Consider the following 15,376-nt stretch of genomic DNA (forward strand, 5'->3'; position numbering starts at 1 on the left):
TCACAGCTTAGGAGCTGAATAACCATAATAGTAGGCGTTGTTAAATTGTAATGACATTTTTTGCATAAGCCTAACTTCCTTCGTTGGTTTTGTTTTGAAACAATAGGGATAAGCATAGTCCTTCAAAAGTTCTGCGTCAACACTTTATTTTAAATAAAATGTAAAATAGAGGATATTCATTACTAATCAGCCAGGCTTTAGCCGATAATTTTGCATTACTGTTACATCTGCAAAACAGGCGGTGCCATGCATGTTAAAAGAGTTATGATAGAAGCAGTGAATTTTTATGGAATGGTTGCATAGGAAATCAGTATAGGTATTTCTAAGAATTAATAGGAGGATAGTCCGTGAAAAATAAAATAATCACAATCACATTAGCGACTATCATGCTTTTTTCGCTGGTAACAGGAAGTTTGGTGCACGCTGACTTGCATATTGTAAATAATATTAAAACAACTAAGCAAGCACCGAAACATTGGGGTTTTGGTAAGTGCCAACCTCAAAAAACAAGTAAGAAAAACGTGATAGAAACGAAAAAACATGTTTTTGGTCGCAAAGTTACGCTGAAAACATCAACGTATTTGCCCGCTAACCATGGCTACAAATGGGGAAATCCACAAAGTATGGTCTATAGCAAACATAATAAATACTTGTATATTCTCTATAAACCAATTAGGAAAGAATCGAATACTGGTTGGATTATCCGCTATAATTTGCATGGGTTAAAAAAGGTATTAAAGCATAAACCCCTTAATTACATGTTTAAGGTCTATGCGGGTTCACACAAGAAAAAAAGTTACAAAAAGCTTGCCAAGTATATTAAAGTCAGCAAGCAGATGCAACTTGGACACGGTCAAGCGATGGCCTTGAATCCTAAAACCGGCGCAATTTGGGTTAATCGAGATTTGAAGAAGCGTGGCAAATACGTCGAAAAAAACACCACGTTACTACGGATTAGCGCAAAATCATTAAAGGTGACGGGGCGGACGACGTTTAAAGTTACTGATAAAATTCCGTTAGCACATAATTTAACTTTTGATCGTCGCGGGAAGGCGTACTTTTCAACCATTAACAAGAAGGATAATTCGGCAAAAATTTACAAGGGCACGTTTGGAATCAACAAACCAAGTAAATTCACGCAAGTTCAGATTATCAAGCATAAAGCAGGCACACACGCGCAAGCAATTTCGTATGATGCCAAAAAGAAGCGCCTGATGCTGGTGTCAGATAGTTCAATCCAATCTTTCCCAATAAAAAAGCTAGGGCGCCTCAAACCAGCCGATATTCGGGAGACAACGTTCAAGTCGAAACGGGAATTTGAAACGATTGCGTTTGATAAAAAGGGCTATGCCTATATGTTATCCAATCGCCAACCTGAAATTTTTAAGTCTACTAAGGTATATTAATTATTCACCACCGATTACTGATTTTGTAGTTGGTGGTTTTTTAGTACAATTGAGAATGAAAACTGCCCACTACCGGCACTCCGTTAGTTAGTAATAATTCTCAAACTAGCAATAACAGTCGTAAGGTGCAGATTCAACAAAATCAGTTATCGCTGATTTTGTGATGTACTCAAAAGACTAGTGCCCAAGGTATAGTCGTGGTACGTGAGTATTCTTAAACAAAAGCACAGCAACGAGAATCTCACGCTAGAATAAATAAAGCAAATTAATTATGAAAACTGCGAGGTGAATTTATGGGGATGCCAATTTATACGGCTAAAGGCCAATTTTGGTTGGACTTTGGCCTGTTGTGGCAACAAAATCCACAATTAGTGCTGGATAACGTCAACTATATTCAAAAGCGGGTGTTTGTCAGCCATATTAACTTTGGGGGTGGCGTAAATCGCCAAGTCCATTTGTTAGTGCAAACACCAAGTGTATATTATTTACCAAAGTATTTGAACGCAGTGGCACCAAATGAGTTACTAAATGAATTAGCGGCGATAAAAAATATTATGATTTTGGGTGTTGGTGAAAATTTACCAGTCGATTTTAAATTGGTGGATAATCCGAATTTACCAACTTTTGAACGTGTTGATTTATTAAAAAATTTGGAACTGTCGGCGGCTGCAGTTGTGCAACAGCATAATGATGACCTCGTTAAAATTGTTGGGAATTTATCACAGCGGAAGATGAATCACTATTTTTCACCAAAGGAACGCTATGATAATTTGAAAGATTTTCTCTTAATGGTGACACCGTACTTATCGCTAGTACCAGAGCGGCAGGCATTGCGAAATGATGAATGGCGGTTAAAGATTCCATTGGGTGGGCATTAATTATTTTGAAGCTGAATAATAAAAATCTTCAAAATTAGTCGGTATAATTTAGGTGAATAATAAAAAACGATGGATTTTCCTAAATTACGGAAACCATTGCAGGAGGTGGCAACATGCAATATCAACTTTCAAACGACTCAGCTTTTCAACTGGTGGAAATCACTTTACAACAAAATGAAGAAATAAAAATTGAACGTGGCTCAATGGTCTATCACACCGGGGACGTGGAACTCCAAGGTAAAATGAATTCAAATGGAGCGTCTGGATTAGGCGGATTGATAAAGGCAGTTGGACGTGGAATGGCGAGTGGTGAAAGTATGTTTATGACCACTGCAATTGGTCAACGTGATGGCGCTAAAATTTCATTGGGACCAGCCTTACCAGGTAAGATTATGGAACTAACGACTAGTCCAGCCAATAACTGGCGGCTTAATACCGGTTCATTTTTAGCGGCAGATGAAGGTGTGAACTACAACATGAAGCGCCAAGAATTAGGGAAAGCGATTTTTGCTGGCACCGGTGGCTTGTTCATTATGGAAACAACTGGTGAAGGCTCATTGTTGATTGCCAGTTACGGTGATATTGTTGAAATGGACGTCACCGATCACTTAATTGTTGATAATGGTAATGTCTTAGCGTGGTCTTCAAGTTTGGATTACAAGCTTGAAATTGCCTCAGGAATGTTTGGGTTCAAATCAGGTGAAGGAATTGTGAATCATTTTAGTGGTCAAGGGAAAGTACTAGTTCAGACACGTAATTTGAAAGCAATGGCCGATTCATTAATTCCGTACATGCCAACCGGTGGCTCAAAATAACTAATCGTATTAGTGTAAGCAAGTGTTAAAATAATTACATTAACCAAAAGGAATAGGATTAACAATGAAAATTACTTTAGAACAATTGCTTGGCAAAACATTAACAGCAGCTGATAAGGCAGAAATATTGGCGCACTTTGAACACTTTAGTGATGGGGATGAAGCCGAATTTGACGGAATTCACTATGAAGGTGATTTTGACCTTGAACAAGCTGATAAAAATGCCGCTGAAATTTTTGGTGTCGTAAAAAAAGATGACAAGTACTATTCATTTGCATATTGGGATGAAGAAACTGCTGAAGATTCTAATGAATATCAGTTTGCGATGGAAGACGAATTTACCGAAGTTAAGCCAGTAGTTGCCAAGCGGGCAGTGATGGAAGAATTTACCTATACTCGTTGGGATGAAGTTAAATAATACTGGAAGTGGGACAAGAGGCGGTTTGCGAGTTTGATATAAGGAAACTTAATTCATCAGCGACAGTGAGCAAAGCTTCGCAAACATTTGAAGACCGCACTGTGGCTTCAAATGCTTGTCTTCCATCACGGTGTCCAGACTGTTTCTAGCCTCGTAGTGGGAATCAATCTGAGATGCATATCCAAATTCCACGCTAGAAATTTTTTTGTTTAACTTATAAAAAAGTATATATTTTGGCACAGCTCAATCCCATGGTGTCATTGGGATTGGGTTATTTTTTATGTCGTGCGAATCGTGGTAACTGCGTGGGATGCATATCTAACGCCGCAGCCACAGATGATGCCAATGTCATTAAGTTAAGCGAGATTTAAGAAGATCTTAGGAAAAATTCGTGCCTGAGTTTTTGGACGTTATAGTTAATTTATGTTCCTAAGCTTCATTTTAAAATGATATTTAATTTTCATTTAACCCTCAGTTTATATTTGTTTAATTTTCCCTCGTTATATTAATGGACATCAAGAACAGCTGGTCAGTAAGCAACATTGTGACTAACTGATAAATAACAGAGAAGAGGATTAGAGAGATGAATTTTTTAAACCGAGCATGGTTAAACTTACGCCATAAGAAAGGCCGGAGTTTATTACTAGTATTAGTGACATCAGCAATTTTAATTTTTGTGTTAGCTGGATTGATTATCCAGAATGCCGCTGTGACGGCAACGCAAAACGCCCAAAAGAGTGCCGGCGCGACGGTGACGTTGAGTGCTAATCGTGAGAAAATGTTTGCCCAAATGCAAGCCGCCCGTGAAGCTGGTGAAACAACTCGTCCGGCTGAGGCGACTGCGACTGTTGCACAAGTCAAAAAAATTGCCGCCCTAGCAAATGTCGCCGGATACAGCATTTCAAATTCGGCTTCCGTTAATGCGAATGGCTTTGATCCAATTGAAAGTTCATCAAGTAGCCAAGGTGGTTTTGGTGGCGGTCAAGGTGGTACAAGCCGTGGCGGTGAAAGTAACAAGCCAGCCCAAGGCGATATGAACATTGCCGGTGTAAGTACATCAGCAAGTGCGGCCGCTTTTACTGGTAAAACCGCGACACTAGTTGATGGTCGGGGTATTACAGCTAGCGATGAAAACACGAACAATATCATGATTGAAAAGAACTTAGCTGATCAAGATAGTTTAAAAGTCGGTGACACAGTTAAAGTTAAGTCAACCGATGGCAAACAAAAAATTAGTTTGAAAATTGTTGGGATTTACCAATTAAAAAGTACCGCAACAGAAGGCTTCAGCCCAATTGACCCAAGTAACACAATTTACGCAAGTTATACGTTAGCTAATACGTTAAATGGCACGGTCGATCAAGCTGCCAATGTGACATTTACTCTGTCAGAACCAAGTAAAGCCAATGCATTTGTGAAGGCGGCTAAGAAGTTAATTGATACCAATAAATTACAATTAACGGCTGACGATGCAGCCTATAAAGCATTGTTGACGCCATTGAATAACATTAAATCATTTGCATCAAAAATTGTGATTTTAGTGGCGGTAGCTGGGGTGATTATTTTGACACTAATTATTGTGTTGATGGTTCGGGAACGACGCCATGAAATGGGAGTATTACTCTCAATTGGTGAACGGAAGGCCAAAATTGTTGGTCAATTATTCTTTGAATTATTTGCAGTCTTAGTTATTTCACTCGGAATTGCGGGGGTTACAGGGAATTATGTTGGTCAAACAGTTGGGAATCAATTAGTGGCGCAACAAACTGCGCAAGCTAAAACAACATCAGAAACGACGGGCCAACCTGGTAGTCAAGGTGGCAGAGGTATGGGCGGTCAACTTGGTGCTGGTGGACCTGGTGGCATGCGCGGTGGGATGACTAACCAAGCAAGTCCGGCCCAACTTAAGCAACTCAATACGACATTAAATATGAAAACACTTGGTGAATTAGGTGGTTTCGGCCTAGTAATTATCTTAGTGGCAGTTTCAGCAGCGTCAATCAACATTTTGCGCTTGAAGCCGAAACGAATTTTAACCAACGAATAGTCTAAAAGAAAAGCGCGGTTCGCCTGCACTGAGGCAACCGATATAGGAGCATAAATTATGTTAGAAATAAAAAACTTAACCCACTACTTCAAGGACGCCAGTCACCCCCTCTATCAGGATGTTAATTTATCATTTGAACCGGGTAAAATGTACGCCGTTGTTGGCGAATCCGGTTCCGGAAAAACGACGCTACTGTCATTTTTGGCAGGGTTAGACACACCAAAACAAGGCCAAATTCTCCTCGATGGCAAAGATGTGAACAAGATTGGCCTCGGGAATTTCCGGCGTGATGATGTGGCTATCATTTTCCAGTCATATAATTTATTAAATTACATGTCAGCCTACCAAAATGTTAAAAGTGCCCTCAGCATCACACACTCAAAACACGTGGGTGATAAAAATTACATCTTGGCTGCCTTAGCGAAAGTCGGTATTGATGAAGCTAATGCCATGAAGAATGTGCAACAACTTAGTGGTGGTCAACAACAACGGGTAGCCATCGTGCGGGCAATGTTGGTTGATGCGCCCATTGTGGCAGCGGATGAACCAACGGGGAATCTGGATGCGGAAAATTCTAGCGCAATTGTTGAATTGTTCAAAAATTTGACGCGGGAATTGAATAAAACGGTCATTATCATTACCCATGACCAAAATGTGGCGCAACAAGCGGACGTACAGATTCAGCTAGCAGATCACCAATTTAAAGCAAATTAGCAAACGCGAAGTGACGCGCGACAATGAAATCTTAGCTACCAACATTAATAGATATCGTGCTAGAACACATCTGCAATTATGCGGGTGTGTTTTTTGCTTGTGCTGGGACAAGCTATATAAAATTTAGTAGCTAGCTTTTCAACGAAGGCTTGTCGTGTGTCTGACAGGGTGCCCAAATTGGTTTTTCAACGAGGCACATTTAGCAATAATTCCGCAGTATTGCGCTGGAATTCACACTTTATTCACACTGTCCTACGGTTGGATTAGCTTTGACTTACAGTTTTGTAAGAGTTACACAAAAAATTCATAGTTCACACCAAAAATCATCACGGGTTACAGGTATATTATTAAGTAACGAAATAAGATTGTGAATGTTTTAGATAAAATAATAATCTTAATTACATATAGCACGAAAATTTGGAGGAAATATATTAATGGATGTGGTGAAAACGCAGTCAAAACTCAGAACTATCTTGTTAATCGTAGCCCTGTTCTTAGGTTACATTATGATTTACATTGATAAACTATCAATCGGGATTGCTTTGGTACCGATGTCAGCCGAAATGGGCATTAGCCCAAGTGCAAAAGGTTTCATTATGTCGGCTTTCTTCTTGGGGTACGCATTGATGCAAATTCCGATGGGCTTTGTTAATAATAAACTTGGTTCAAAGAAAATCTTAGTTTTCTCAATTTTCATGATTGGGGTTTTCGCTTGTTTGTTTGGTTTTGGGACATCAATCATTTATTTCATTTTAATCCGTTTCTTGGCTGGGGCGATTGCCCATTCAGGTTATGCCGCCAGTGCCAGTAAAGAAGTTGCAACTAAATTACCAATTGGTCAGCGGACATTTGCGCAAGGGATTTTGTTATCAACTTCAGGAATTGCTAGTGCGATTGGTCCGATGATTGTATCACCAGCGGTTCAAAGTATGGGGTGGGTTGCTACTTATCGCTTGTTGGCAGTAATTGCAGTCGTAATTGGACTTTTATTACTAATTGCGATTCCAAATGAAAAGAAAGCAATTGTCAGCGAAGATGTTGAAGTAGCACCGAAAGTATCATTGAAAACCGTGTGGAAAAACAAGCAAGTTTGGATTTTCTTCTTCTGTGCATTCTTTGTAAATGCGATTGTTTACGGAATTACCAGCTGGGTGCCGACATTTTTAACTGGTCCTAAAGGATATACTTTAATCGAAGCCGGAAACTTAGCTTCAATTGCTGGGGCGTGTGCCTTGGTTGGGGCGATTGTTGGTAGTTATGTTGTGGGACGTTGGTTCCAAGGTAACGAAAAATTTGTCATTAGTGTGGCGGCTGTCATTGGTGCCGTTGGTTTGTTCAGCGCATTCTACATGGAAACGTTCGCAACAATGGCACTGGCATTAGCAGTTGCTGATTTTGCTTTACTGATCACATTTGTCACATTGATGAGCTTGCCACTGAAGCGTTTTAAATCAGATGTATTTGCACCAAGTTACGCAACGGTTGCAACTGGTGGAATCTTGGGTGGGGTTGTTTCACCATCATTGATTGGATTGTTCGTTACCGCATCGGGGGGCTCATTTATCAGCGTATTCACGTACTTCTTGATTCTGGGACTTGCGATGGCTGCCACGGCATGCTTAATTCCAAATCTTAAAAAGAAAAAAGCTTAAGCGCATCATTGCTGAAATACAATTTAATTCATAAGGAGCCAATTGGGTAGCCTTATTTCAAATTTAAGGAGAGTATCTATATGTCATTACTTGATTCATTACCATCACAACAAATTATTGCTTGGCGTCGTCATTTGCACCAACATCCAGAATTGTCATTTCAAGAAGTGCAAACAGCGGCGTATATTAAAGACGTGCTTGAAACATTCCCTAATTTGACAATCACTGAACCGGTTGAAAATGGGATCATGGCAGTGCTTGAAGGTGCCCACCCTGGTAAGACGATTGCGTTGCGCGCTGATATTGATGCATTGCCAGTGACGGAAGAAACTGATGTGCCATTCAAGTCTGAAAATGACGGTATCATGCATGCATGTGGTCACGATGCCCACACAGCAATGTTACTAGGGGCAGTTGAAGTTTTGACAAAGATGCAAGATAAGATTGCGGGTAAGGTTAAATTCCTCTTTCAACCGGCTGAAGAAATGCCACCTGGTGGCGCTAAGATGTTGATTGAAGCCGGCGTCCTCAATGACGTCGATGAAATTTACGGTTGCCACGTCGTTCCAATGATTCCATCAGGAGCGATTGGTAAACGTGTGGGTGCATTTTCGGCCAACTCTGATGTCTTTGATTTGAAAATTATCGGTAAGGGTTCCCATGCCATGATGCCAGAAGCCGCAATTGACCCAATTACAATTGGTGCTGAAATTATCAGCACAATCAATAACATGGTTGCTCGCCGGATTAGTCCATTAGACAATGCTGTATGTTCATTTGGTGAATTTACCAGTGGCCAAGCCGCTAACGTGATTCCAGAAACTGCCCGGATTCAAGGCTCAGTTCGGACTTTGAAGCAAGAAACGCGCTTGAAGTTACGGAGCATGATTGAAGGCGCAATTGAAAATATCACGAAAATGTACGGTGCAACTTACGAATTACAATTTGATTTTGGTTACAGTTCAGTCGTTAACGACAAAGACTGTGTGGATAACGTGATGGAAGCAGCAACCCAAATCGTCGGCGAACAAGCAATCTTTGAAGTACCGCAAATGCTTGGTGGTGAAGACTTTGGTATGTATACTGACGTTAAGCCGGGTGCGTTCTTCGTTCTTGGTGTTGGCACGGCGGAAGATGGCTACAAGTACATCAATCACAACCCTAAATTTGATCTTGATGAAAAGGCACTGCCAGTTGGTACCGCAGTTTTCGTTAACACAATCTTGTCAATCTCAGCTAAAACTTTAGCTGGTCAAGAAATGGCAGCGACAAACTAATTTTCTTAACAATCAAAAGCTCTTGTATTAATTAAATAATAATATATCTCCGTCGTCCTGATTGTTTTGCAATTAGGTTGGCGGAGATTTTTGCATTCCATGAACTAATCCCGTCTGACGTGGGATTGAGTAAAATTGGCCACTGCGTGCCGGTAAATTACTTAGCGCACCACGCTGGAAGCAAGACATCCAGCCTGCAAGGCTAATCTAATCGCGTTAGGATTAGATTCGGTATTTTGTGAAGCAAAATGCTGGGATGTTTTGCGTTGCCGGTTCGCAGGCATAAGCACAGACTGTCCCCCAGTCGCGGTGTAAAGGCTGCGCCCGCCAAGCAATTTCCCGGCACTGCGTTAGTTAGTCATAATTGTTAGACTAGTGCCTAAAGAATATTCCGTGGTGCGTGAGTATTCTTAAACAAAGTACAGAAATGAGAATCCACGCTAGAATAAATAGCGCCCAGATTACTATAATACTAACTTTTTTATTTTGACTTAATCTTCATAGGATAAGATACTCTTAATAAAGAGATGCTATTTAGTTTTATGGATGACTAAAACCACGTATCAGTTGAAACTTTGTGGCGGAGTAATCCATACATGACGGATAGTGTCAACAAACGAATGGGGATAAGATAAATGACACAAGCAATTAAAATTTTATTAATCGAAGATGAACATGATTTATCAGACAATATCAAAGAAATGCTCGCACCATTTGCTGATGTGGACCAAGCTTATGACGGTGAAGAAGGTGAGTACCAAGCAACTGAGGTACCGTATGATTTAATTATTTCCGATCTGATGTTGCCGTTGCAAAACGGTTTGGAGGTAATTAAGGATTTGCGGGCGCATGAAATTACGACGCCGGTTTTGATTTTGACCGCCAAAGACGGACTAGATGATAAAGTAACCGGCTTTAATGTTGGCGCTGACGATTATTTGACCAAGCCATTTCATCGCGAAGAGTTGATTGTGCGGGTGCAAGCGTTACTGCGGCGGGCAGGGGTATATTCGGATGATCATACGCTCCAAACAAGCGGGTTAGAAGTCAACTTAGAAAATCGGAGTGTCGTTGCGCACGGCGAAGTGCTAAAGCTGATTGGTAAAGAGTTTGATATTTTGGTTTATCTAATTCAAAATAAAAACATCATTGTGACCCGTGACCAAATTTTTGATCGTGTTTGGGGGATTGATTCAGATACGACGATTAATGTGGTTAATATCTACATTAATAATTTACGACGCAAACTTGAAACGGTCGGTGAAAATAATTTAATTAAAACCCTTCGCAACATTGGGTTTATTCTCGAGGCGACAGATGAATAATATTGTTAATAAAAAACAGCAACGGCACATGTTTTTAACCGGCGCGATTAGTTTTTCAGTTATTTTTGCAATTTTGGGTGCAATCATCTTTTTTACATTCCAACACACGCTGTACTCGAGTGCTGATCGGAATTTACAACATGAGGCACACGGTTTAAAGGACGAAGGCATGATGCCCAATCCCGGCGATTTTCGGACGATGACGTTGTTATTTAATGAAACCGGCACGATTGTTAATTTTAATGCATTAGGTGATCGTGCAACGCCTCTCGCTCAAATCAAAATGGACAAAAAGGATTTAAATGAAATTCAAAATGTCGATTTGGGTGGACGGGCATATTTTCGGACGATGCTAGTGAAACTAAAAAGCCCAGTGACGGATGGAGTTCAAACGGCGCATTATGCCCTGCTATTAGAAAATATTAGTGCGGAACGGCAAAGCGTCCAAAGTTTCTTGCAAGTATTGTTAGTGTCGTTTGCAATTTTTGCGTTGTTGACGATTATTGTGAGTTGGTGGTTAGCACAACGGAATATGAAACCAGTCATGAAGGCGTGGCAGCAACAGCAGGATTTTGTGGATAGCGCAGCCCATGAATTGAAGACACCACTGACAATTATTCAAAACAAGCTAGAAATTTTATTGACGAGGCCCAGTGCCACGATTCAAGAGGAATTCGATCCGATTATCTTGTCACTATCAGAAATTCGGCGCTTGAATAATTTGTCAGCGGATTTATTAACCTTGGCCAAGGCCAACTCGAATATGACGGTGGTTAAATCAGAAGCAGTGGATCTCGGTGAATTTTTCCAACAAATTGTGGAGCCTTATGGTGAAATTGCAGAATTGGAGCAAAAAGTATTTACGAGTGACTTAGCTGCGGTGGGAACTACAATAGTAGATAAGCAACGCATTCACCAGTTGATGGTCATTTTGTTAGATAATGCTTTGAAGTATACCGATGAAGGGCAAACAATTAATTTTAAAACGGCAATTAGCAATAAACAGCTAAGCATTGAAGTGGCAGATACCGGGCGCGGCATCTCAGATAATGGTAAGAAACATATTTTTGATCGCTTCTATCGGGATGAGAAATCTGGCTCACGGGAAACCGGTGGGACAGGGCTTGGTTTGGCGATTGCTAAATGGATTGTTGATAGTCACCACGGGAAAATGACCGTCAGCGATAATTTTCCGCAAGGGACGCGTTTTGTCGTGACCCTACCAGTGAATAACTAGCTGACAAGAGTGATAGAACCGAACTGACGGGAGTTTACGGATTGTTTTAGTGATTTGCGGTAAGATAATAGTATTACTAAAACAGATGGGACGTAATTCAATGAACGAACAACAATTAAATGAACACAATTTATTAGATGAAGTGTTGGATCAATTATCGGCACACAAAATTGGCCCCACGCAAATTGGTGATATTGTGTATGAGTTAGTGCATGGCTACATTCTGGATTTAACACCAGCAATCGCCACTGATTCGGTGATGCATGTGCTCGCCAAGCGTGAAGTGCAAAATGCAATTTTGACTGGTTTAGCATTAGATACATTGGCAACACAACATTTATTACCAGAGCCAGTCCAAACTATTGTTGAAAATGATGAAGGCTTGTATGGGATTGATGAACAGATTGCGATGAGTATTACTTCAGTCTATGGTTCAATCGGCGTGACGAATTTTGGCTTTGTTGATCGGACGAAACCGGGGGTAATTGGTGAGCTGAATGAACACAAGGCGGGCGTCGTTAATACCTTTGCAGATGATTTAGTTGGAGCAGTCGCCGCGGCCGCAGCCGCCCGTTTGGCACACGATAATCCCGCCGCTGTGCATCAAAACTTTGGCATTAAGCATGATTAACATTTAGAAGTCGAGCGATTAAGCTTGCTATCTGGTGGAAACGAACGTATACTAACGAAGTTATATGTTGTTAGTTGAAGCTTGTTCAATATATTAGCGCACCAAGCGGAACGGATTTTTCGTAGCTAATATACGACGCTTGCTTCAAGCAAATGGAGGAAAAATTTTGAAATTTTCAGAACTCGGTCTCTCAGAAGACCTGTTAACAGCCATCGAAAAGCATGGTTATGTCGAAGCCACACCTATCCAAGAAGAAACGATTCCATTGACTTTAAAGGGTCAAGACGTTATCGGACAAGCCCAAACTGGTACTGGTAAAACAGCAGCCTTTGGTTTGCCAATCTTGGAAAACATCGATCCTGATGGTGGCTTACAAGCCTTGATCATCTCACCAACTCGTGAACTTGCTATTCAAACGCAAGAAGAATTGTTCAAGTTGGGTCATGACAAGCACGTTAAGGTTCAAGTAGTTTACGGTGGTGCCGATATCCGTAAGCAAATTAATGGTTTGAAGAACCGTCCAAACATTTTGGTTGGTACTCCAGGTCGTTTGCTTGATCACTTAAACCGTAAAACAGTTAAATTAGAAGGTATCAAGAACCTTGTGTTGGATGAAGCAGATGAAATGCTCAACATGGGATTCTTGGAAGATATTGAATCAATTTTGAAGACTGTTCCTGACGAACGTCAAACGATGTTGTTCTCTGCTACGATGCCACCAGCTATCAAGCGCATTGGTGTGCAATTCATGCACGAACCAACCCACATTAAGGTTGAATCAAAAGAATTGACGACTGATTTAGTTGATCAATACTACGTTAAGTCAAAGGAATTTGAAAAGTTTGACGTTATGACTCGTCTCTTTGACGTTCAAAACCCACAATTAACCATTATCTTCGGTCGTACTAAGCGCCGAGTTGATGAATTGGCTAAGGGTCTTGAAATGCGTGGATACCGGGCAGCCGGAATTCACGGTGACTTGTCACAACAAATGCGGATGAAGGTCTTGCGCGACTTTAAGGGTGGTCAACTTGACATCTTGGTTGCGACCGACGTTGCTGCGCGTGGTTTGGACATCAAGGATGTTACCCACGTTTACAACTACGATATTCCACAAGATCCAGAAAGCTATGTTCACCGTATTGGCCGTACTGGTCGTGCCGGTGCTCACGGTACTTCATTGACATTCGTTTCACCAAGTGAAATTGATTACTTGCGCGATATCGAAAAACTTACTAAGAAGCGTATGTTGCCATTGAAGCCACCAACAAAGGAAGAAGCCTTAGCTGGTCGTATTAAGACTGCTACTGAAGCCGTTGAATCAATCATTACTAACACTAATGTTGATATGATCTCTGATCAAGCGGACGAATTAGTTGCTAAGTACGATGCTAAGACTTTGGCTGCTGCTTTGTTGACTGCTGCTGCTAAGCCAGACGCAGAACAAGTACCAGTTAAGATCACACCAGAACGTCCATTACCACGCCACAAGGGTGGTAATGGTGGTGGCGGACGTAGCTACAGCCGTAACCGCGGTGGTAGTGGCGACCGTCGTGGTAACGGTGGCGGAGGCTACCGTGGCCGTCGTGAAGGTGGCGATAGCGATCGTCGTGGTGGTTCACGCGATGGCGAACGTCGTAACGGTGAAAAGCGTTACGGTAACGGCACTCGTTCAAACGACCGTCGTGGTTCACAATCTCGTCAAGGTGGTAATGGTGGCGCTTCACGTCGTCCATTCACTATCAGCGAAAACAAAGATTAAACCAAATGAAGAGTTAAGGCAATTTTGCCTTAGCTCTTTTTTCTACATAAATTGATTGACGCTATTCCCTCTGGTGTGGGATTGAATAAAATTGGCCACTATGTGCCAGTAAATTACTTGGCGCACCACGCTGGAAGCACATGTTCAAGCCAAAGTGCGGTCTTGAACAACTCGGATAAGCTGGGAGTCTAAGGAATAAATTCCTAAGACTCCTCATCTTATCCTCAGCGGAAATATGTGTTTGCACACATATTCCCCCAGTCGTGGTGTAAAGGCTACGCCCGCCAAGCAATTTACCGGCACTCCGTTAGTTAGGAACAATGCTAAAATTAGTGGAAAATTGTTACCAACTATAGGCTGCTGTAGCATAGAAAAAACGACACTGTGGATTAACAGAACCTCAGTAATTTAATACTTGAAAAGTACGGCAATGACAATCCTACGCTAGAATAAATATAACAAATTGATTTTGGTGTTCATAGGGGTCACTACGCGCCAAGTAGACTCCTTAGGCACTTCGTTAGTTTGAAGTAGGTATTCAGCAAATCGATGCTGAAAATATGAAAAAGTATTGCGAGTTCACAAAGATTGTTCATTTATTGGAGCGTTAACTTAAAAAATAAAATTATTGTAGTGGTTTGATAGCTACAATAATTTTGTGTTTCGCATGATAATTTCACAAACTGGTATTCTTATCAGTTTCTTTATGGTTGTTTTTGGTATAATAGTTCAAGTGCTCGATGATTAAGGTGATCGTTCAATTGAGAGTTGAGTACTGCTCGGCGTGAATGAAAAATAAAATTTTGAGGTGGTGTGGCAATGCTTTACGGGTTAGGTAATGATATTCAGTCAATTAGTCAAATCCGTGCGGTTGTTGAACGCCAGCCGAGTTTTGTTAGTAAAATTTTGACGGTGAAAGAACAAAATCAGTTTGAGAAGTTGAACGGCAAACGGGCCTGGGAATTTCTGGCGGGGCGTTTTTCAGCAAAAGAAGCGTATAGTAAAGCTTTTGGAACTGGGATTGGATCGCAGCTAACGTGGCACGATATGGAAGTATTGAATAACGAACAAGGTAAACCAACTTTTACACAGCAGCCATTTAATGGGATTGCGTTGGTTTCGATTAGTCATTCAGTTGATATGGTGGCAACGGTTGTGACTTTAGAAAATAAATAATAATTATAATTAAGATAATACGCGCTTGCGGTATGAAA

The 15,376-nt window shown here is 41.0% G+C and carries 13 protein-coding genes; all 13 read left to right on the forward strand.

Annotated features, from left to right (window positions below; translation table 11 throughout):
* Positions 1 to 347: 347 nt before the first annotated feature.
* Entirely contained in the window at positions 348 to 1,406 is a 1,059-nt protein-coding gene (locus EQG49_RS08380) for a hypothetical protein (RefSeq protein ID WP_133363563.1), read from the forward strand.
* Between the two features lie 293 nt (positions 1,407 to 1,699).
* Complete coding sequence (locus EQG49_RS08385) at positions 1,700 to 2,284, forward strand: hypothetical protein (RefSeq protein WP_133363564.1); 585 nt, start codon at positions 1,700 to 1,702, stop codon at positions 2,282 to 2,284.
* Positions 2,285 to 2,397: 113 nt separating this feature from the next.
* Positions 2,398 to 3,099 (forward strand): TIGR00266 family protein, encoded by a 702-nt coding sequence (locus EQG49_RS08390; protein WP_133363565.1) that lies wholly within the window; start codon positions 2,398 to 2,400, stop codon positions 3,097 to 3,099.
* A gap of 64 nt (positions 3,100 to 3,163) precedes the next feature.
* Entirely contained in the window at positions 3,164 to 3,517 is a 354-nt protein-coding gene (locus tag EQG49_RS08395) for a hypothetical protein (RefSeq protein WP_133363566.1), read from the forward strand.
* A gap of 583 nt (positions 3,518 to 4,100) precedes the next feature.
* The gene (locus tag EQG49_RS08400) at positions 4,101 to 5,564 is read left to right on the forward strand and encodes an ABC transporter permease (protein WP_133363567.1); all 1,464 of its coding nucleotides are present in this window, start codon (positions 4,101 to 4,103) and stop codon (positions 5,562 to 5,564) included.
* 54 nt (positions 5,565 to 5,618) lie between these two features.
* Positions 5,619 to 6,278 (forward strand): ABC transporter ATP-binding protein, encoded by a 660-nt coding sequence (locus tag EQG49_RS08405; RefSeq protein WP_165964919.1) that lies wholly within the window; start codon positions 5,619 to 5,621, stop codon positions 6,276 to 6,278.
* A gap of 434 nt (positions 6,279 to 6,712) precedes the next feature.
* A complete protein-coding gene (locus EQG49_RS08410; protein ID WP_133363569.1) occupies positions 6,713 to 7,930 on the forward strand; it encodes an MFS transporter in 1,218 nt (405 codons plus the stop codon).
* 80 nt (positions 7,931 to 8,010) lie between these two features.
* Complete coding sequence (locus EQG49_RS08415; RefSeq protein WP_133363570.1) at positions 8,011 to 9,207, forward strand: M20 metallopeptidase family protein; 1,197 nt, start codon at positions 8,011 to 8,013, stop codon at positions 9,205 to 9,207.
* Between the two features lie 635 nt (positions 9,208 to 9,842).
* Entirely contained in the window at positions 9,843 to 10,532 is a 690-nt protein-coding gene (locus EQG49_RS08420; RefSeq protein ID WP_133363571.1) for a response regulator transcription factor, read from the forward strand.
* Positions 10,525 to 11,769 (forward strand): sensor histidine kinase, encoded by a 1,245-nt coding sequence (locus EQG49_RS08425; RefSeq protein ID WP_133363572.1) that lies wholly within the window; start codon positions 10,525 to 10,527, stop codon positions 11,767 to 11,769. Before EQG49_RS08420 ends, EQG49_RS08425 begins: the two co-directional genes overlap by 8 nt.
* A 100-nt stretch (positions 11,770 to 11,869) precedes the next feature.
* Positions 11,870 to 12,400 carry a phosphatidylglycerophosphatase A family protein gene (locus EQG49_RS08430; RefSeq protein WP_133363573.1) on the forward strand — a complete coding sequence of 177 codons (531 nt, stop codon included), beginning with the start codon at positions 11,870 to 11,872 and terminating at the stop codon, positions 12,398 to 12,400.
* A gap of 166 nt (positions 12,401 to 12,566) precedes the next feature.
* Entirely contained in the window at positions 12,567 to 14,162 is a 1,596-nt protein-coding gene (gene cshA, locus EQG49_RS08435) for a degradosome RNA helicase CshA (protein ID WP_133363574.1), read from the forward strand.
* A gap of 819 nt (positions 14,163 to 14,981) precedes the next feature.
* Entirely contained in the window at positions 14,982 to 15,338 is a 357-nt protein-coding gene (gene acpS, locus EQG49_RS08440; protein ID WP_133363575.1) for a holo-ACP synthase, read from the forward strand.
* Positions 15,339 to 15,376: the final 38 nt, after the last annotated feature.

The organism is Periweissella cryptocerci, assembly GCF_004358325.1.
Lineage (GTDB): Bacteria > Bacillota > Bacilli > Lactobacillales > Lactobacillaceae > Periweissella > Periweissella cryptocerci.

Bases quoted from the DNA above. Each gene is read 5' to 3' on its own strand.
- EQG49_RS08385 (WP_133363564.1), top strand. From the start codon at position 1,700: ATGGGGATGCCAATTTATACGGCTAAAGGCCAATTTTGGTTGGACTTT.
- EQG49_RS08390 (WP_133363565.1), top strand. From the start codon at position 2,398: ATGCAATATCAACTTTCAAACGACTCAGCTTTTCAACTGGTGGAAATC.
- EQG49_RS08395 (WP_133363566.1), top strand. From the start codon at position 3,164: ATGAAAATTACTTTAGAACAATTGCTTGGCAAAACATTAACAGCAGCT.
- EQG49_RS08400 (WP_133363567.1), top strand. From the start codon at position 4,101: ATGAATTTTTTAAACCGAGCATGGTTAAACTTACGCCATAAGAAAGGC.
- EQG49_RS08410 (WP_133363569.1), top strand. From the start codon at position 6,713: ATGGATGTGGTGAAAACGCAGTCAAAACTCAGAACTATCTTGTTAATC.
- EQG49_RS08415 (WP_133363570.1), top strand. From the start codon at position 8,011: ATGTCATTACTTGATTCATTACCATCACAACAAATTATTGCTTGGCGT.
- EQG49_RS08420 (WP_133363571.1), top strand. From the start codon at position 9,843: ATGACACAAGCAATTAAAATTTTATTAATCGAAGATGAACATGATTTA.
- EQG49_RS08425 (WP_133363572.1), top strand. From the start codon at position 10,525: ATGAATAATATTGTTAATAAAAAACAGCAACGGCACATGTTTTTAACC.
- EQG49_RS08430 (WP_133363573.1), top strand. From the start codon at position 11,870: ATGAACGAACAACAATTAAATGAACACAATTTATTAGATGAAGTGTTG.
- acpS (WP_133363575.1), top strand. From the start codon at position 14,982: ATGCTTTACGGGTTAGGTAATGATATTCAGTCAATTAGTCAAATCCGT.